This is a genomic window from Citrobacter sp. C5_2, from assembly GCF_014596845.2.
In the GTDB taxonomy this organism is placed as follows: domain Bacteria; phylum Pseudomonadota; class Gammaproteobacteria; order Enterobacterales; family Enterobacteriaceae; genus Citrobacter; species Citrobacter werkmanii.
The window spans coordinates 3239579-3259033 of record NZ_CP115032.1; the positions used below are offsets into that span (position 1 = coordinate 3239579).

At 52.4% G+C, this 19455-nt stretch carries 13 protein-coding genes; 4 read left to right on the forward strand and 9 right to left on the reverse strand.

The annotated features are described in order from the left end of the window. Positions 1–23 precede the first annotated feature (23 nt). Together pflB and pflA are read left to right on the forward strand one after the other, a co-directional pair. Positions 24–2306: a formate C-acetyltransferase gene (gene pflB / locus ICA20_RS15905; protein ID WP_006685273.1), complete on the forward strand. Its 2283-nt coding sequence runs from the start codon at positions 24–26 to the stop codon at positions 2304–2306. A gap of 185 nt (positions 2307–2491) precedes the next feature. Beyond that, on the forward strand, positions 2492–3232 hold the full coding sequence (gene pflA, locus ICA20_RS15910; RefSeq protein WP_003035751.1) for a pyruvate formate lyase 1-activating protein: 741 nt from the start codon (positions 2492–2494) through the stop codon (positions 3230–3232). 123 nt (positions 3233–3355) lie between these two features. Here the strand turns inward: pflA and ICA20_RS15915 are convergent, their stop codons facing one another. Beyond that, positions 3356–4504: an MFS transporter gene (locus ICA20_RS15915; RefSeq protein WP_038639295.1), complete on the reverse strand. Its 1149-nt coding sequence runs from the start codon at positions 4502–4504 to the stop codon at positions 3356–3358. Positions 4505–4889: 385 nt separating this feature from the next. On the opposite strand from ICA20_RS15915, the gene ycaC reads away from it, so the two are divergent. Next, on the forward strand, positions 4890–5516 hold the full coding sequence (ycaC, locus tag ICA20_RS15920; RefSeq protein ID WP_016152433.1) for an isochorismate family cysteine hydrolase YcaC: 627 nt from the start codon (positions 4890–4892) through the stop codon (positions 5514–5516). Between the two features lie 108 nt (positions 5517–5624). Here ycaC and ICA20_RS15925 read toward each other — a convergent pair whose 3' ends face one another. From ICA20_RS15925 to lrp, 8 genes are all read right to left on the reverse strand, one after another. After that, positions 5625–6488, reverse strand: a complete 864-nt coding sequence (locus ICA20_RS15925; RefSeq protein WP_038639293.1) for a dimethyl sulfoxide reductase anchor subunit family protein — start codon at positions 6486–6488, stop codon at positions 5625–5627. 1 nt (position 6489) lies between these two features. Further along, positions 6490–7107: a DMSO/selenate family reductase complex B subunit gene (locus tag ICA20_RS15930; protein ID WP_038639290.1), complete on the reverse strand. Its 618-nt coding sequence runs from the start codon at positions 7105–7107 to the stop codon at positions 6490–6492. 10 nt (positions 7108–7117) lie between these two features. Beyond that, a complete protein-coding gene (gene dmsA / locus ICA20_RS15935) occupies positions 7118–9562 on the reverse strand; it encodes a dimethylsulfoxide reductase subunit A (protein WP_038639287.1) in 2445 nt (814 codons plus the stop codon). Positions 9563–9768: 206 nt separating this feature from the next. Then, a complete protein-coding gene (gene serS / locus ICA20_RS15940) occupies positions 9769–11061 on the reverse strand; it encodes a serine--tRNA ligase (protein ID WP_003836908.1) in 1293 nt (430 codons plus the stop codon). Between the two features lie 91 nt (positions 11062–11152). Further along, positions 11153–12496 (reverse strand): replication-associated recombination protein RarA, encoded by a 1344-nt coding sequence (gene rarA, locus ICA20_RS15945; RefSeq protein WP_038639284.1) that lies wholly within the window; start codon positions 12494–12496, stop codon positions 11153–11155. Between the two features lie 10 nt (positions 12497–12506). Continuing rightward, positions 12507–13118 (reverse strand): outer membrane lipoprotein chaperone LolA, encoded by a 612-nt coding sequence (gene lolA / locus ICA20_RS15950; RefSeq protein WP_038639282.1) that lies wholly within the window; start codon positions 13116–13118, stop codon positions 12507–12509. 111 nt (positions 13119–13229) lie between these two features. Then, entirely contained in the window at positions 13230–17207 is a 3978-nt protein-coding gene (gene ftsK, locus ICA20_RS15955) for a DNA translocase FtsK (RefSeq protein WP_038639280.1), read from the reverse strand. A gap of 134 nt (positions 17208–17341) precedes the next feature. After that, positions 17342–17836: a leucine-responsive transcriptional regulator Lrp gene (lrp, locus tag ICA20_RS15960; protein ID WP_002439523.1), complete on the reverse strand. Its 495-nt coding sequence runs from the start codon at positions 17834–17836 to the stop codon at positions 17342–17344. A gap of 547 nt (positions 17837–18383) precedes the next feature. Between lrp and trxB the strand changes: the two genes are divergently transcribed. Next, positions 18384–19352 (forward strand): thioredoxin-disulfide reductase, encoded by a 969-nt coding sequence (gene trxB / locus ICA20_RS15965; RefSeq protein ID WP_003831889.1) that lies wholly within the window; start codon positions 18384–18386, stop codon positions 19350–19352. Positions 19353–19455 lie beyond the last annotated feature (103 nt).

Consider the following 19455-nt stretch of genomic DNA (forward strand, 5'->3'; position numbering starts at 1 on the left):
CCACTTAAGAAGGTAGGTGTTACATGTCCGAGCTTAATGAAAAGTTAGCCACAGCCTGGGAAGGTTTTACCAAAGGTGACTGGCAGAATGAAGTAAACGTACGTGACTTCATTCAGAAAAACTACACTCCGTATGAGGGTGACGAGTCCTTCCTGGCTGGCGCTACTGACGCGACCACCAAGCTGTGGGACAGCGTAATGGAAGGCGTTAAACAGGAAAACCGCACTCACGCGCCTGTTGACTTTGACACCTCCGTTGCTTCTACCATCACTTCTCACGACGCTGGTTACATCAACAAAGCGCTGGAGAAAATTGTTGGTCTGCAGACTGAAGCTCCGCTGAAACGTGCGATCATTCCGTTCGGCGGCATCAAAATGGTTGAAGGTTCCTGCAAAGCGTACAATCGCGAACTGGATCCGATGCTGAAAAAAATCTTCACCGAATACCGTAAAACCCACAACCAGGGCGTATTCGATGTTTATACCAAAGACATTCTGAACTGCCGTAAATCCGGTGTTCTGACTGGTCTGCCAGATGCGTATGGCCGTGGCCGTATCATCGGTGACTACCGTCGCGTTGCGCTGTACGGTATCGACTTCCTGATGAAAGACAAATACGCGCAGTTTGTTTCCCTGCAGTCTGACCTGGAAAACGGCGTCAACCTGGAAGCGACTATCCGTCTGCGTGAAGAAATCGCTGAACAGCACCGCGCGCTGGGTCAGATCAAAGAAATGGCAGCGAAATATGGCTGCGATATCTCTGGTCCGGCTACCAACGCTCAGGAAGCTATCCAGTGGACTTACTTCGGCTACCTGGCCGCGGTTAAATCTCAGAACGGCGCAGCAATGTCCTTCGGTCGCGTATCCACCTTCCTGGATGCATACATCGAACGTGATATCAAAGCAGGCAAAATCACGGAACAAGACGCTCAGGAAATGATTGACCACCTGGTCATGAAACTGCGTATGGTTCGCTTCCTGCGTACTCCGGAATATGATGAACTGTTCTCCGGTGACCCGATTTGGGCAACTGAATCTATCGGTGGTATGGGCGTTGATGGCCGTACTCTGGTTACCAAAAACAGCTTCCGCTTCCTGAACACCCTGTACACCATGGGTCCTTCTCCGGAGCCGAACATCACCGTTCTGTGGTCTGAAAAACTGCCTCTGAACTTCAAGAAATTCGCCGCTAAAGTGTCCATCGACACCTCTTCTCTGCAGTACGAGAACGATGACCTGATGCGTCCGGACTTCAACAACGACGACTACGCTATCGCTTGCTGCGTAAGCCCGATGGTTGTTGGTAAACAAATGCAGTTCTTCGGTGCGCGTGCAAACCTGGCGAAAACCATGCTGTACGCAATCAACGGCGGCGTTGATGAAAAACTGAAAATGCAGGTTGGTCCTAAATCTGAACCGATCAAAGGCGACGTTCTGAACTTCGACGAAGTGATGGACCGCATGGATCACTTCATGGACTGGCTGGCGAAGCAGTACGTCACCGCGCTGAACGTTATCCACTACATGCACGACAAGTACAGCTACGAAGCCTCTCTGATGGCGCTGCACGACCGTGACGTTATCCGCACCATGGCGTGTGGTATCGCTGGTCTGTCCGTTGCTGCTGACTCCCTGTCTGCAATCAAATATGCGAAAGTTAAACCGATTCGTGACGAAGACGGTCTGGCTATCGACTTCGAAATCGAAGGCGAATACCCGCAGTTTGGTAACAACGACTCTCGTGTAGATGACATGGCGGTTGACCTGGTAGAACGTTTCATGAAGAAAATTCAGAAACTGACTACTTACCGTAACGCTATCCCGACTCAGTCTGTTCTGACCATCACCTCTAACGTGGTTTATGGTAAGAAAACGGGTAACACCCCAGACGGTCGTCGTGCTGGCGCGCCGTTCGGACCGGGTGCTAACCCAATGCACGGTCGTGACCAGAAAGGTGCTGTTGCCTCTCTGACCTCCGTTGCTAAACTGCCGTTTGCTTACGCTAAAGATGGTATCTCTTATACCTTCTCTATCGTTCCGAACGCACTGGGTAAAGACGACGAAGTTCGTAAGACTAACCTGGCTGGTCTGATGGATGGTTACTTCCACCACGAAGCGTCCATCGAAGGTGGTCAGCACCTGAACGTGAACGTCATGAACCGTGAAATGCTGCTGGATGCGATGGAACATCCGGAAAAATATCCGCAGCTGACCATCCGCGTTTCTGGCTACGCAGTACGTTTTAACTCCCTGACTAAAGAACAGCAGCAGGACGTTATTACTCGTACCTTCACTCAGACCATGTAATTGGTTTTGACTGAAATCGTACTTTAAAAAGCGTACAATAAAGGCTCCACGTAAGTGGGGCCTTTTTAATAGCCTGCTTTGTCAGCTATCTATACTTATGGATAGCAGCCAAAACAGACTCGACACAGTTAATAACTGTGCACTAACACAGGCCCCGGATGGGCCACATCTGGAGAAACACCGCAATGTCAGTTATTGGTCGCATTCACTCCTTTGAATCCTGTGGCACTGTAGACGGCCCGGGCATCCGTTTTATTACCTTCTTCCAGGGCTGCCTGATGCGCTGCCTGTATTGCCATAACCGTGACACATGGGATACGCACGGCGGTAAAGAAGTCACTGTCGACGAATTAATGAAAGAGGTGGTGACTTATCGCCACTTTATGAACGCCTCCGGTGGCGGCGTGACGGCATCCGGCGGTGAAGCCATCCTGCAGGCTGAGTTCGTACGTGACTGGTTCCGTGCCTGTAAAAAAGAAGGCATTCACACCTGCCTGGACACCAACGGTTTTGTTCGCCGCTACGATCCGGTAATTGATGAACTGCTGGAAGTCACCGACCTGGTGATGCTCGATCTCAAACAGATGAACGACGAAATCCACCAGAATCTGGTCGGCGTGTCTAACCATCGCACGCTGGAGTTTGCTCGTTACCTGTCGAACAAAGACATTAAAGTGTGGATCCGTTACGTGGTAGTGCCAGGCTGGTCTGACGATGACGACTCCGCGCACCGTCTGGGCGAATTTACCCGCGATATGGGCAACGTTGAAAAAATCGAACTGCTACCTTACCACGAACTGGGCAAACACAAATGGGTAGCGATGGGTGAAGAGTACAAACTCGATGGTGTGAAGCCGCCGAAGAAAGAGACCATGGAGCGAGTGAAAGGCATCCTTGAACAGTATGGTCATAAAGTGATGTATTAAGTCTTAAGGTGGGTAACAAACCAGTTACCCACCTCATGCCTTCTTAACGCCCTCTTCTCGCCAGCAGCGGGAAAATCAATCCCAGCTCAACAAGTACACCTGTTCGCATTCTGTTAAAACAGGTCAAATATGCGCGATAGAATTGGGCGTATGGCCCGTCTTGCGCAGCAGCATCAGTAAATAAATAAACGATACGCTGGCAATCATGATAAACAGCAAGCTATCTGAGTAATTCTGCATCAGCATTGCGGTAAACGAAGGGCCAAGCAGACTGCCAACGGTATAGCTTAATAGCAAAGCCTGATTCATGGCGACCAGTTGATGATGTTCCACCTTTTCACAGGCCCAGGCCATCGCGACCGGATAGAGAGTAAAACCTGCCGCACCCAACATAAATAATGCAGGGGCCATCGCCGCCTGATTCAGCATAGCAATACTACCGACGATCACCACAAACACCTGGACGCGTAAGACCAGCAGGCGTCCCAGCTTGTCCGCCAGGCGGCCAATCGGCCATTGCCCCAGAATACCGGCGCTAACCAGAACCGCCATCCAGAAACCAATGCTGGCATTGCTTACTCCCTGATGGTTCAGATACAGCGGCATCAGGCCGTACAAAGAGCCCAGCACAATCCCGGAAATAATGCAGCCATTAACGCCCAGACGCGCCTGTCGCAGCTTCAGCATCGATACAATAGGGGTTGAGTGCTGTTCATCACCCTGCTGATTGGCGATGCGCGCAAAGAGCAGCGGTAAAACCCCAGCCAGGATGGTTCCCGTCACCCACGGCAGCACGTTCATCAATTCTGTTGATACCTTACTGACCAGCAATTGTCCCAAGAACGTCCCCACGTAATAGATCATCATATAGGCGGCAAGCAAACGTCCGCGATTGCGCGAAGTCCCGCTGCACATCAGCGCACTTTCCACTACCACCCAAATCATGGCGCAGCCAACGCCGGCAATAAAGCGCCAGCTCATCCAGCTCCAGAATCCAACCATAACCCCCAGCCCAACACAGCCCGCGGCAAAAATAAACGAGGCGAGGTAATAGCTGCGGTTAAATCCAAGGCGTTTAATTAAATACCCGGTCAGCAACGTCCCTACCAAATTACCGGTAAAGTAGGACGAACTCACCATACCGACCTGCCAGGTTGGCAGATTTTCATGGGCGAGCCAAAGCGGGACGAGCGTGTTTAACACGGCGATCGCCAGGGTCAACAGAAGCAGCCCGCACAGCAGAAGCATGACGGGACGGGTATAGATGGACATGAATAAAAACCGTGAGGAAGTTCAAATTTCATGCGCATCATGCCACTGCCAAAAACATTGTCAATCGGCGTAATCAAAGGGCTGAGGCGCTTTTCTGACGATCGATTTGCATTACTGATTCTTAATGTGAATAGATAAAAAATACAAAAACACATCTGCTTGTTTTTATTGATCTAAAACAAAAATCTCACGTTACGTTCAGTCGAAAAATTTCATGGACTCCCCTTACTTTTATTTCTTACTAAACTCTATGCGAGATGCAGAGCGGTATTGTCTTCGAAATAGAACAGTCAGTTCTTATTTATACTTCCAGTCCGGATACCGTTCTTTCTCCAGACTTAAACTCATCAAATTTCCCGCACCGATGCCGAACAGGAGAAATATCATGACGAAACCTTACGTAAGACTTGATAAAGATAATGCGGCAGTATTGCTGGTCGATCATCAGGCTGGCTTGCTCTCTCTGGTTCGGGATATCGATCCCGATAAATTCAAGAATAACGTGCTTGCCCTGGGTGATCTGGCAAAATACTTCAAGCTCCCGACTATTCTGACCACCAGTTTTGAAACAGGACCGAACGGACCGCTGGTACCGGAACTGAAAGCTCAATTCCCCGATGCGCCTTATATTGCTCGCCCGGGAAACATCAACGCGTGGGATAACGAAGATTTTGTGAAGGCGGTGAAAGCGACTGGTAAAAAGCAGTTGATCATTGCTGGGGTCGTGACGGAAGTTTGTGTCGCCTTCCCTGCGCTCTCCGCGATAGAAGAAGGGTTTGACGTTTTTGTCGTCACTGATGCTTCAGGTACATTTAACGAAATCACCCGCCATTCAGCATGGGATCGGATGTCGCAGGCTGGCGCGCAATTGATGACATGGTTCGGCGTCGCGTGTGAACTACACCGTGACTGGCGTAACGATATCGAAGGGCTGGCGACGTTGTTCTCTAATCACATTCCGGATTATCGCAATCTGATGACCAGCTACGATACGTTAACGAAACAGAAATAAAAAACCGGGGAAAAACCTGGCGTAACATAATGCCTGATGGCGCGCGCGTTAAGGCCTACGGATCTGTAGGCCGGAGAAGGCACGAGCCGCCATCCGGCATATTATGAATTAGCTTGCAACCGCCATACCGACAGTCATATGCAGGCCATAGAACACGCCACGACCAATCAGCTCGCCGACTATCAACAGAATAAACGCGACGGAAAGCAGTGGTATTGCGGGTTGGTAACCTTTGACTTGCGGTACAATCCAGCAGCACAACGCTAACGCCAGTGCCACGATCCGCCAGGCCATCAGTGAGCCATAATCCGGAACCAGCGCAGACGCCTGTTGAATCGAACTGTGGATCGTCGCCAGTTCGGCCCCCTGCATTACAGACATAATGGCGCTTATGACCAGAGCAAGAACCGAAATGGCAGGCAGCAGACGCATCGCCCAACCGTCAATACCGGCAATTCTCAATAGCAGATATCCCAGCAGCGGACCGCCCATAAACAGCGTCAGGAAGAAACCCAGCGGCGTCCAGACGCTGTACCAGGTCGGCACGGTATCAATGGTGTTATACACACGTACCATCATCCAGACAAAAACGACGCCCAGCACCATGGTGACAACTAACCACAGATTGCGTAGTGCGGGCGGCATTTTTTTCAACATCGCCAGCAGCCAGCCGATGCCGCCAATGGCAAAGAACACTGAACCACTGGCGATTTCATTGCTCAGCGCAGAAGCGCCTACGCGATTGAGCGAGTTAAAGGCACGCATCGGCGAGCCCAGGTGGAGCATAGAAGCAATAAAGCCAATGCCCATCAGTACCCACAGCCCGAACATGCAGGCGATTACCCGCTGCTGTGATTCAGGACGTAAGTCCCCTTTCATTAACGCCAATGCCAGAACGATAAAGCCACCAACCACACACTGTCCGAAGACCGTGAAGATCATCAGCGGCCATTCATGCCATCCACTTCCCATCTTACACCTCCTTCGGATTGGCCAGATAACCCGTGGTATCCCCGGTCGGGCGGCTATTGGCGTTAGGTTTGATAACAATGCTCGGTTTGGTGAAGTGCGCGCCCGGTAGTGGCGCAACCGCGGCCAGAGTACCGTGTTTTTTGCGCAGTTCGTCAATCGGACCGAAATCCAGCGCACGCAGTGGGCAGGACTCAACGCAGATAGGTTTCTTACCTTCAGCGACGCGCTCATGGCAGCCATCGCATTTGGTCATATGTCCTTTTTCAGCATTGTACTGGGGCGCACCGTAAGGACAGGCCATGTGGCAATACCGACAGCCAATGCACACATCTTCATCCACGACGACAAAGCCATCTTCACGTTTGTGCATCGCGCCGCTCGGACACACCTTGGTGCAGGCCGGGTCTTCACAGTGGTTACAGGCAATAGAGAGGTAATAGGCAAAGACGTTTTGATGCCAGACGCCATTGTCTTCTTGCCAGTCGCCACCCGCGTACTCGTAAATGCGGCGGAAACTGACATCCGGGGTTAAATTTTTGAAGTCTTTGCAGGCCAGTTCGCAGGTTTTGCAACCGGTGCAACGGCTGGAATCAATAAAAAATCCATACTGGGTTGTCATCGGTTACTCCTTACACCTTTTCAACCTGAACAAGGTTCGTATGTGACGGATTCCCCTTCGCGAGAGGAGAAGGACGCTGAGTCGTCAGGACGTTAATACAGCCGCCCTGATCCACACGCTTCGTGTCCGGGTCGTACCAGGCCCCTTCGCCTAATGCCACCACGCCGGGCATCATTCGCGGGGTCACTTTCGCTTCGATATGCACCTCGCCACGATCGTTAAAGATGCGTACCTTGTCGCCGTTGTTAATGCCACGTCGCTGCGCATCCAACGGATTGATCCACATTTCCTGGCGGCAGGATGCTTTCAGAACATCTACGTTGCCATAGGTCGAGTGAACGCGAGATTTGTAGTGGAAGCCGGTCAGTTGCAGCGGGAATTTCTCCACCAGCGGATCGTCTAAACTTTCAAAGCCAGGGGTATAAATCGGCAATGGATCGATCACATCCCCTTCCGGCAGTTCCCAGGTTGCCGCGATCTCGGCAAGCTGCTGCGAATAAATTTCGATCTTACCCGACGGCGTGGTGAGCGGATTGGCTTTGGGATCCTCACGGAACGCTTTGTACGCCACGTGGTGCCCTTCAGGATCTCGCTGCTTAAAGATGCCTTGTTTGCGAAACTCTTCAAACCCAGGCAGTTCAGGAATGGCTTTACGCGACTGCTCATACAGATGACGCATCCACTCTTCCTGAGTACGACCTTCGGTAAACTGCTGCTCGACGCCAAGGCGTTTCGCCAGCTCGCTGGTCATCTGGTAGATAGTCTTGCATTCGAAACGTGGTTTGATCGCCTGATCGGTGAAAATCACATAGGACATGTTTCCGCAGGACGCATCCAGCGCGAAGTCCATCTGTTCGGAAGCGGTACAGTCTGGCAGCAAAATATCCGCATATTTCGCCGAGGAGGTCATATGGCAGTCGATGACCACGATCATCTCGCACTTTTTCTCATCCTGCAGGATTTCGTGCGTACGGTTAATATCAGAGTGCTGGTTAATCAGGCAGTTACCAGCATAGTTCCAGATCATTTTAATCGGAACATCAAGCTTATCTTTGCCGCGAACGCCGTCACGCAGCGCCGTCATCTCCGGGCCACGCTCAATAGCGTCCGTCCACATAAACATTGAGATGCTGGTTTCAACAGGGTTTTCCAGCGTAGGCATACGCTCAAACGGCAGACTGTATGAACCCTCACGCGCACCGCTGTTGCCGCCGTTGATACCAACATTACCGGTCAGAATGGCCAGCATAGAAATAGCGCGGGTCGCTATTTCACCGTTAGCATGACGCTGCGGCCCCCAACCCTGGCTGATGTATGCCGGTTTAGCGCTGCCAATTTCACGCGCCAGTTTGATGATACGGTCAGCGGGAATACCGGTAATCTGCGCCGCCCATTCCGGGGTCTTGGCAATACCGTCTGTCCCCTCCCCAAGAATATACGCCTTATAGTGGCCATTCTTCGGCGCATCGGCCGGTAAGGTTTTCTCGTCGTAACCCACGCAGTATTTGTCGAGGAACGCCTGGTCCACCAGGTTTTCGGTGATCAGAACATACGCCAGACCATTAACCAGCGCCGCATCTGTACCAGGACGGATCGGGATCCATTCATCTTCACGCCCCGCGCCGGTGTCGGTATATCGGGGATCGATAATAATCATCCGGGCATTGGATTTCTGGCGCGCCTGTTCAAGGTAGTAGGTTACCCCGCCCCCGCTCATACGGGTTTCACCAGGGTTATTACCGAACAGCACCACCAGCTTGCTGTTTTCTATATCGGACGGGCTGTTACCGTCGGCCCAGCCGCCGTAGGTGTAGTTCAACCCGGCAGCGATTTGTGCCGAAGAGTAGTCCCCGTAGTGATTCAGGTACCCACCACAGCAGTTCATCAGACGTGCCACCAGGGTTTTACCCGGCGGCCAGGAGCGTGTCAGGGTGCCACCCAGCGTGCCGGTGCCGTAGTTCAGATAGATAGATTCGTTACCATAGTCTTTAATCAGACGCTGCATGTTGCTGGCAATAATCTCGTACGCCTCATCCCAACTGATGCGCTCAAATTTACCTTCGCCGCGCTTACCGACACGTTTCATCGGGTATTTCAGACGATCGGGATTATAAACGCGACGACGCATGGAGCGACCACGCAGACAAGCACGCACCTGGTGCAGGCCGTCATAGTTATCATCACCTGTATTGTCGGTTTCGACATATTTTATTTCACCGTCTACCACATGCATCCGCAGTGGACAGCGGCTACCGCAGTTCACCGTACACGCGCTCCAGATGACTTTCTCATTGCGCTGCGTGGGATTAATGGCTTCTGCAGCGTTTGCAATACGGGTAAATGGCAGGGTAAACGCGCTACTGGCCACCGCCAGCCCGCCTATCGCCGTCGTTTTTACCAAACCGCGGCGACTAACCTCAGCTGCCAGCACGGCATCGGGGATCTTAGTTTTCATAGGGGCTCACTCTGCTGCTCACAATAAACAAAAAATAAATACTCGTTGTATATATTTTTATATATCGCTAGTATCACTATACAGACTGGTAGATACTGACTTTCATTCGAAGGCAGTATTACTCCTATGTAGGTAAGGGTTATTGTCCAACGTCAAACGGGCATAAAAAAAGCGCCCTGAGGCGCTTTTTAGCATAGAAAGATAGGTTAGCCGATGAATTCCAGGCCATTCATGTACGGACGTAATACTTCCGGAACCTGAATGCGGCCATCTGCCTGCTGATAGTTTTCCATTACCGCCACCAGCGTACGCCCAACTGCCAGACCGGAACCGTTCAGGGTATGCACCAGACGGGTCTTTTTGTCGGATTTGCTGCGGCAACGCGCTTGCATGCGACGCGCCTGGAAATCCCACACGTTGGAGCAGGATGAGATTTCGCGATAGGTATTCTGCGCTGGGATCCACACTTCCAGATCGTAGGTTTTGCATGCGCCGAAGCCCATGTCGCCTGTGCACAAAATGATCTTACGGTACGGCAGACCCAGCAGTTGAAGAACCTTCTCGGCGTGGCCGGTCATCTCTTCCAGTGCGTCCATTGAATCTTCCGGACGAACAATCTGCACCATCTCAACTTTATCGAACTGGTGCATACGGATCAGACCACGGGTATCACGACCGTAAGAGCCTGCTTCAGAACGGAAGCACGGCGTATGCGCGGTCATTTTGATCGGCAGCGCATCTTCGTCAATGATTTCGTCACGCACCAGGTTAGTCAGCGGAACTTCGGCCGTTGGGATCAGCGCGTAGTTGCTGCTGTCAGCTTCTTCGTCCAGCGGACGGGTATGGAACAGATCGCCAGCGAATTTCGGCAGTTGCCCGGTACCGTACAGCGTGTCATGGTTAACCAGATACGGAACATAGTTTTCGCTGTAACCATGCTGTTCGGTATGCAGATCCAGCATGAACTGAGACAGCGCACGATGCATACGTGCGATCTGCCCTTTCATGACCACGAAACGAGAGCCGGTAAGCTTCACCGCAGCGGCGAAATCAAGACCCGTGTGCATTTCACCCAGGGTAACATGATCGCGCACTTCGAAATCAAACTCACGCGGTGTACCCCAGCGGCTGACTTCGACGTTGTCATTTTCATCTTTACCCACCGGAACTTCATCCGCTGGCAGGTTAGGAATGGTCAGCGCAATGTCGCGGATCTCGGCCTGTAAGGTATCAAGTTCAGCTTTCGCGGCATCCAGCTCTTCGCCCAGTTTGTTCACTTCCAGACGTAAAGACTCGATATCTTCCCCGCGCGCTTTTGCCTGGCCAATGGATTTCGATCGAGAGTTACGCTCTGCCTGCAGGTTTTCAGTTTGTACCTGCAGAACTTTACGACGCTCTTCAAGAGCGCGCAGCTTATCTACATCCAGCTTAAAGCCCCGGCTTGCCAGTTTTTCTGCGACTGCGTCTGGCTCATTACGCAGCAGATTGGGATCGAGCATGCTTATCCTGTGCTTATCGAATTAAAATGGGAAAAGTGACCACAGCCTGCGGTCACAGGGATACAGAGACAACATTACCGCAACGATAACACTAACGGTAGCGTTTTATAGGGCTATTTTGATCCTGTCCGGCGAGCCAGGCGAGCTTTTCGCCAATCTTGCCTTCAAGACCTCTGTTTGTGGGGCGATAATAGCGCGTTTGTGCCATTTCCTGTGGGAAGTACTCTTCTCCGGCGGCATAGGCATTTGGTTCATCATGCGCGTAACGATACTCCTGACCGTAGCCCATCTCTTTCATCAGCTTAGTCGGCGCATTGCGCAGGTGAACGGGAACGTCGTAATCCGGACGTTCACGGGCGTCGGCCAGCGCGGCTTTAAAGGCGGTGTAAACCGCGTTACTCTTCGGCGCACAGGCCAGATAGACGATCGCCTGAGCGATTGCCCGCTCGCCTTCCGCGGGTCCCACGCGAGTGAAACAATCCCACGCGGAAATCGCCACCTGCATAGCACGAGGATCTGCGTTGCCCACATCTTCAGAGGCAATCGCCAGGCAGCGACGGGCAACGTACAGCGGATCGCCACCAGCGGTAATGATTCGCGCATACCAGTAGAGCGCCGCATCCGGCGCGCTACCACGTACCGACTTGTGTAAGGCGGAGATGAGATCGTAAAAGCGATCGCCTTTATTATCAAAGCGCGCGCTGCGTTCACCGGCAATTTCGGTCAGTAATTCCGCTTTCAATACGCGCTTGCCGGAATCATCAACTTCGGCCATATCGGCCATCATTTCCAGCGTATTCAGTGCCCGCCGCGCATCACCATTAACCAGTTCAGCAATCGCCCGACGCGTCTCTTGTGGCAGAACAATATCCTGATCGCCGTAGCCACGCGCTTTGTCAGACATCGCCTGGTCAAGCACCTGTTCAATATCATCGGTGGTTAACGATTTCAGCAAATAAACGCGTGCCCGCGACAGCAGCGCCGAATTCAATTCAAACGAGGGGTTTTCGGTGGTAGCGCCAATAAACGTAATTGTACCGTCTTCAATATGCGGTAAAAACGCATCCTGCTGGCTTTTATTAAATCGATGGACTTCGTCCACAAACAGTATTGTGCGTCGGCCAGCGTTACGGTTCTGACGCGCACGCTCAATCGCTTCACGAATTTCTTTTACGCCAGAGGTGACCGCCGAAATTCGTTCAACATCGGCGTTAGCGTAACGGGCAATAACTTCAGCAAGGGTGGTTTTACCCGTTCCCGGCGGTCCCCATAAAATCATAGAGTGCAGGTGCCCGGCCTCAATGGCGCGGGGCAAAGGCTTACCCGTAGCCAGCAGATGCTGCTGGCCGATATACTGCGCTAAATTTTCTGGCCGCATACGCGCGGCCAGTGGCTGAAAGGTATTATCAGAAAAGTCGAGCGACAGATTGCTCACTCACACGCCTCTACTTACGTTGATCGTCAACCGTTACACCTTGTGGCGGGGTAAAGGTGAATTTAGATGGTTCAATCGCGCCATTCTGCTGCGATTTCAGTTGATAGCTGCTGCGCTGATCGTCTTGCTCAACGGCGCTAAACTGATGGATCGTCCCGTCACGCCCAACATTGATCGTAAACTGTTTCAGGTTACCGTTGCTGGTTTTCGGCGTCAGCACGAAATCATCGCCGTTTTGCTTAATGTTGTACTGCTGCCAGTCGCCGGCCTGGTTACGCGCAATCAACATGAACGGCGTGTTGCCGGTGGCGTCTTTCAGCCAGGTTGCTGTAGCTTGTTCAACAAACGGGTTAAAGAACCACAGCGTTTTACCATCGGAGACCAGGATGCTCTCGTCAGGCTGCGTCATGTGCCAGTTAAACAGATTAGGACGTTTAACCCATAAATCACCCTGCCCCTCCTGCACTGCCGCACCGCTACCGTCCGTAACCTTTTGCGTAAAGCTGGCATGGAAGCTACTGACTTTATCCAGGCGGCTTTTCAGGTCGCTGGCAGCATCAGCCCAGACGCTGCTCACTACAAAGCTCGACAGTAATGCACAGGTGATTGCGATTCTTTTCATCGTTATTCCTCAAAATACGTCACTCCCAACGGGGAGATCCCTCTGCTATCCATTTCAGGCCAAAAAACAGCATGAGGAAAGTAGATAATACTGAATTACTTAACTTTGCAATCAATCGAAGGGCGGCGGAGCCAACACTTCACGATTACCATTATGCCCTTGCTCACTGACAATTCCCTGCGCTTCCATCTGTTCGATGATGCGCGCCGCTCGGTTGTAACCGATACGGAACTGTCGTTGAACACCGGAGATGGAAGCTTTGCGTTTTTGGGTAACAAAGTTCACCGCCTGATCGAACAACGGATCTAACTCTTCGCCACCATCATAACCACCAGCGCCACCTTCGCTTTCGCTGTCTGAGGTAATGCCATCAACATATTGCGGACGCCCGCGCGCTTTCCAGTCCTGAACCACCGCGTGAACTTCTTCATCGCGTACAAAAGCGCCGTGTACACGCACAGGGATCGTCGAGTTCGGCGCCGAATAGAGCATGTCGCCCATCCCCAGCAGCGATTCCGCGCCGCCCTGATCAAGAATAGTACGCGAGTCAATTTTGCTGGACACGGTAAAGGCAATACGCGTCGGGATATTCGCTTTAATCAGACCGGTAATGACGTCAACGGATGGTCGCTGGGTTGCCAGCACCAGGTGGATCCCCGCCGCACGCGCTTTTTGCGCCAGACGTGCAATCAGTTCTTCCACTTTCTTACCTACGGTCATCATTAGATCGGCGAACTCATCCACCAGAACAACGATATACGGCAGTTTTTCCAGCACTGGATGCTGAACGTCCATGCTGTCGCCCGGCTTCCAGTACGGGTCCGGGATCGGACGTCCCATACGAGCTGCTTCGGCGATTTTCTCGTTATAACCGGCAAGGTTACGTACGCCGAGCGCCGACATCAGTTTGTAGCGACGTTCCATTTCATTGACGCTCCAGCGCAAAGCGTTGGCAGCATCTTTCATGTCGGTCACAACTTCAGTCAGCAGATGCGGAATGCCTTCATAAACCGACAGCTCCAGCATTTTAGGGTCAATCATGATAAAGCGAACGTCTTCTGGCTGCGCCTTATACAACATGCTGAGGATCATGGCGTTCACCCCAACAGACTTACCGGAACCGGTAGTCCCTGCCACCAGCAGGTGCGGCATTTTCGCCAGATCGGCAACAACCGGTTCGCCCGCAATATCTTTACCCAGCACCACAGTCAACGGAGACGAGTTATCACGGAATTTAGCGTTATCTAACACTTCGCGCAGATAAACGGTTTGACGTTTTTTATTCGGTAATTCCAGTCCGACATACGGTTTGCCAGGAATGACCTCGACCACGCGGACCGCAGCGGTCGACAACGAACGCGCCAGATCTCGTGACAGGTTGGAAATGCGCGCCGCTTTAACCCCTGGCGCCAGGTTTAGTTCAAAACGGGTAATGACCGGCCCTGGAGAGTAGTTCACTACATCAGCTTTAATACGGAAGTCCGCCAGACGCGCTTCCACCAGACGCGCCATTTGTTCCAGTGCAAAAGTATCAATCGGCTCAACTTCACTCGGCGGCGGCGTGAGCAGATCTAACGATGGCAGCGGCGTACTCGGACGCTGAACCGGACGGCTGTCGCCGTTACGCATCAAGAGTGGATGGATCAGGCTATCCTGCGGCGGCGGTGTAACAGGCTGTGCTGGCTGCTGGTAATGCTGCTGCGGAGCGACAGGCTGTGCCGGCTGCTGGTAATGCTGCTGCGGTGCGACAGGCTGTGCCGGCTGCTGATAATGCTGCTGCGGTGCGGCAGGCTGTGCCGGCTGCTGATAATGCTGCTGCGGTGCGGCAGGCTGTGCCGGCTGCTGATAATGCTGCTGCGGTGCGACAAGTTCCTGGTGCTGCGGCGCAGGCTCAGGCATCACGCCTGGCGTAAACAGCGGCTCATGCGGACCGTCATCCACCAGCGTTTTCATTGGCGAAAATTCAAAGTCATCAAGCGAGAACGGATTGGCCCCGGCGGGCTGTTCGCCGGAATAGCGCTGCTGCTGGGACGAGGCAAACTGGCGAGCCAGTTCCGCTTCTGCGGCCAAATCTTCGTCATCAGTCTGATGGGTATCGTCCTGATAATCATCGCCATAACGATGCTGCTGAGACTGGGCAAACTGACGTGCCAGCTCATCCTGCTGCATTGCATCAATTTCATCGTCGCTGTACGCATTGGTATCAAGCTGCTCTTCGCGAGCTTTCTCTTCAGCCATACGCTGTGACGGCAGTTTTATGCCATACGATGCTAACTCCCGACGAGTAGGCACGCGCACACGATTCGGGCGCGGCAGTTGCGGGCCAATCCCTTCTTTCACCTGCGGACGCGGCGCACCGCTACCCGCAAGGCTAAACACAGGTGCTGCGGCAGCGGCACTTGCCCCAGAAGCGGCGCTTTTCACCCCGGCAGCCAACGGCGCAACGGCAGCAACAGACTCCACGGGCGGAATGGAGGCAGCCGTCGGCATAGATGGCATAGACGGCTTAACACGCTCAGGCTCCTGAGCGGGTTCTGGAATAGGCTGATACCAGGCGGCCAACTGCTCACGCTCGCGCGCTCGTTTCTCTTCGACTTCTTCAAAATAGTAGAGCGGCGGACGAGAGGGTTTCGTCTCCTCAACAACTGGCTCAGGTTCCACTACAGAAGGTTGTTCAACCACAGATTGCTGGAACGCGGAAGGTTGTTGGAAGCCAGGCTCCTGCTGATAGACCGGTTGCGGCTCAGGCTCCGGCTGATAAACAGGTTCCTGCTGCCAGTTTTGCTGCGCGGTGAATTCCTGCGGCTGCGGCGCGGCGGGTTGCGCATACACCGGTTCAGACGTTTGCGGTGCGTAATATTCCGGCTGAGGATTCTCCTGTGCAACTGGCTGTTGCCATGGCTCATACGGCTGCTGCACCGCAGGCTGAGCATATTCGGCTGACTGCGGATAACCTTCAGGCGCAGGCGCAATCACCGCATCACCGGTTTGCGGGCCAGGCGCGGATTGCCAGGCAACGGCTGGCGTCAATTGCTCCATAACGGTGCTGGTAACTGGCGACGTTTGCAACAGCGGATCAACCGGCGCGCTCCAGGCCTGAGATGCCGTTGTGGCTGCTGCTGCGGCAGCTACCGGCTCTGTCACCGAATGACCGTTCAGCAGTGGATCGAGTTCGTCGTATTCAGGCAATGTTGCCCGATTACCGGAAAACAGCACATCGTTCGGATCGGCGACCACGCCACGGGCGCTGTATTCAATGTCGTCTTCATCATCCATGCGTTTGCCGGAGAACAGCGCAGCATCAGTATGACGGCCCAGCGGATTGGTAAATTTCTCAGCAAGGCGTTTACGGCGCGCTAACGCACCGCGCAGAATTCGAGCCCGACGCGATTCATGGGGTTTACCATCAGCGGCGTCGACAAACTCTTCTTCATCTTCATATTCTTCGTCATCGACCCAGGTATCGTCGCGGCGGGTACGGTTGCTGGCAAATGTCAGGATATTAAGTAACCAGCCACCCAGTTTTTCCGCAATGCTCACCCATGACCAGCCGGTAAACAGCGTTAATCCCGCAGCCCAGATGCACAAAAGCGTAAGCGTACCGCCGCTACTGTGCAGTAATGGCTGCAGCGTAGTGCTGAGCAGGCTGCCAATCACCCCGCCAGAGGCGAAATACCAGATGTCATCGGCGTTAATTGCGGCCAGCCCGCAGGAGGTGAGGATCAGGGCCAGAACGCCAATAATGCGCAATGAAACAGCAAAATAATCGACGTATTCGTCGCTGGCCTGGTGTCGCCAGGCAAACCAGCAGCCGCCGACAATAATGACCGGAATGGTGTAGGCCATGACGCCAAAAATAAAGAACAGCGTGTCCGCCAGCCATGCACCGGGAATGCCTCCCAGGTTATGGATAGGTTCATGCCATGCGGTTTGCGACCAACTGGGATCCGAAGGGTTAAAGCTGAGTAAGGCAGCCATCAACCAGACGGCAAAAAGGGCAATAAGGATCAGTAGCGCTTCCAGAAGTCGGCGCCCGCTGCTTAACTTCGTCAATGTGACGTCTTTGTCTTCAGTGTATTCCTGGCTCAAAAACGGCTCTCCAGGTTTCAGGCTTTTCCTGCCCGATGCTAAAACGGACAACAGCACCGGGTTGCCCCGGCACTGTTGCTGTATGGATTAACAGGAGTGTAATCAAACTGCGTCGATTTTGCACCTGTTCCGTGTTAGCGCGTCTTAATTACCAGACGATTGCTCTGTTTGACTTCTTCCATTACTACATAAGTACGTGTGTCATTTACGCCAGGCAGACGCAGCAGGGTTTCTCCCAGCAGCTTACGGTATGCTGACATATCCGGTACGCGTGTTTTCAGCAAATAGTCGAAATCACCGGAAACTAAATGACACTCTTGAATTTCTTCAAGTTTTTGTACTGCAGAGTTAAATTGTTCAAACACATCCGGGGCGCCACGATTCAGAGTTATCTCAACAAAAACCAGAAGTGATGCATCCAGATAATGTGGGTTTAACAGCGCTGTATAGCCCTGAATGAAACCCTGCCTTTCCAACCGACGCACACGCTCAAGGCAGGGCGTCGGTGAAAGTCCCACACGTTTAGAAAGCTCGACGTTAGAAATACGCCCATCCTTTTGCAGCTCATTAAGAATGTTACGATCAATACGGTCGAGATCTTTGCCAGGGCGCTTCTTACTATCTACCATTATTATTGTCTCTCTGTATTCCTTCCCTACTCCTGCCTGACTCTACTAACATCACTGTTCAGAGTCGCTCCCCATCAAAATAAACCGCAGCCCAGAGGGATTTACGGCTTGCAATGTCTGGGTTTATGGTGAGAAGACCGTTGCCTGTCGGCGGCTATCGACATCACGAATGGCATCTGTCCACACCATGCGTAGATTTCGCTAACACGGTAAACATGGTATCTACATGCATGATTATGCAGCACATACATGACACAGTTTTTTTCTTCCTTGAATGTTTTCGCAAAACAGCAGGGGATTGTCAAAGCAAAACATCGATTTTTAGTACAACATGCCAGTTATTCAGTCGCAGTGATGGAAATTCGTCATTTTATCACCTTATAACTGACCGATTTTAAGTAGAAATCGTTATAGTATTACGACTCAATCTGTCGTTCATCGGTTTCCGCTATTACACATATTGTTAACAAAATCGCCATACTCTTTTTTTACGCCTGTAAATTCCCTACAATCCTGCTCATTGCCTGCCAACAACTATGGGGATCTCATGGGCGCAACCAAACACAGTAAACTTCTTATTCTGGGCTCAGGCCCTGCGGGATATACCGCTGCGGTCTACGCTGCACGCGCTAACCTGCAACCGGTACTGATTACCGGTATGGAAAAAGGTGGTCAGCTGACCACAACAACAGAAGTGGAAAACTGGCCTGGCGATCCGCACGATCTTACTGGCCCGCTGCTGATGGAACGTATGCACGAACATGCGACCAAATTTGAGACAGAAATCATTTTTGATCACATCAGCAAAGTTGATCTGCAAAACCGTCCTTTCCGTCTGACCGGCGACAGCGGTGAATACACCTGTGACGCATTGATCATCGCCACTGGCGCGTCCGCACGCTACCTGGGCTTGCCTTCAGAGGAAGCATTTAAAGGCCGCGGCGTTTCCGCTTGCGCCACCTGCGACGGTTTCTTCTACCGTAACCAAAAAGTTGCGGTGATCGGCGGCGGTAATACCGCTGTTGAAGAAGCGTTGTATCTGGCAAATATCGCGTCTGAAGTACATTTGATTCACCGTCGCGACAGCTTCCGTGCTGAGAAAATTCTTATCAAGCGGTTGATGGATAAAGTGGAAAACGGCAACATCGTGCTGCATACGCACCGTACGCTGGAAGAAGTGACTGGCGATCAAATGGGCGTAACCGGACTGCGTCTGCGCGATACGCAAAATACTGACAACGTTGAATCACTTGACGTTGCGGGATTGTTTGTCGCCATCGGTCACAGCCCGAATACCGCCATTTTCGACGGTCAGCTCGAACTGGAAAACGGCTACATCAAAGTTCAGTCCGGTATTCACGGCAATGCGACGCAAACCAGCATTCCAGGCGTCTTCGCAGCGGGTGACGTGATGGACCATATTTATCGCCAGGCGATCACTTCTGCTGGCACGGGTTGTATGGCTGCGCTTGACGCAGAACGTTATCTCGACGGTCTGGCAGACGCTTGCAAATAAGTTTTACAAATCAGTAACAAAAGTAAAAAAGGCGACTATAAGTCGCCTTTATTTTTGCCTCGTTGTAACATTGTCCTGCCCAAAAATTCCAATAACTCACCTG

Coding starts and splice junctions, on each gene's coding strand:
- trxB (WP_003831889.1), top strand. CDS start 18,384: ATGGGCGCAACCAAACACAGTAAACTTCTTATTCTGGGCTCAGGCCCT.
- lrp (WP_002439523.1), bottom strand. CDS start 17,836: ATGGTAGATAGTAAGAAGCGCCCTGGCAAAGATCTCGACCGTATTGAT.
- pflA (WP_003035751.1), top strand. CDS start 2,492: ATGTCAGTTATTGGTCGCATTCACTCCTTTGAATCCTGTGGCACTGTA.
- ICA20_RS15925 (WP_038639293.1), bottom strand. CDS start 6,488: ATGGGAAGTGGATGGCATGAATGGCCGCTGATGATCTTCACGGTCTTC.
- ICA20_RS15915 (WP_038639295.1), bottom strand. CDS start 4,504: ATGTCCATCTATACCCGTCCCGTCATGCTTCTGCTGTGCGGGCTGCTT.
- ICA20_RS15930 (WP_038639290.1), bottom strand. CDS start 7,107: ATGACAACCCAGTATGGATTTTTTATTGATTCCAGCCGTTGCACCGGT.
- ycaC (WP_016152433.1), top strand. CDS start 4,890: ATGACGAAACCTTACGTAAGACTTGATAAAGATAATGCGGCAGTATTG.
- lolA (WP_038639282.1), bottom strand. CDS start 13,118: ATGAAAAGAATCGCAATCACCTGTGCATTACTGTCGAGCTTTGTAGTG.
- dmsA (WP_038639287.1), bottom strand. CDS start 9,562: ATGAAAACTAAGATCCCCGATGCCGTGCTGGCAGCTGAGGTTAGTCGC.
- serS (WP_003836908.1), bottom strand. CDS start 11,061: ATGCTCGATCCCAATCTGCTGCGTAATGAGCCAGACGCAGTCGCAGAA.
- pflB (WP_006685273.1), top strand. CDS start 24: ATGTCCGAGCTTAATGAAAAGTTAGCCACAGCCTGGGAAGGTTTTACC.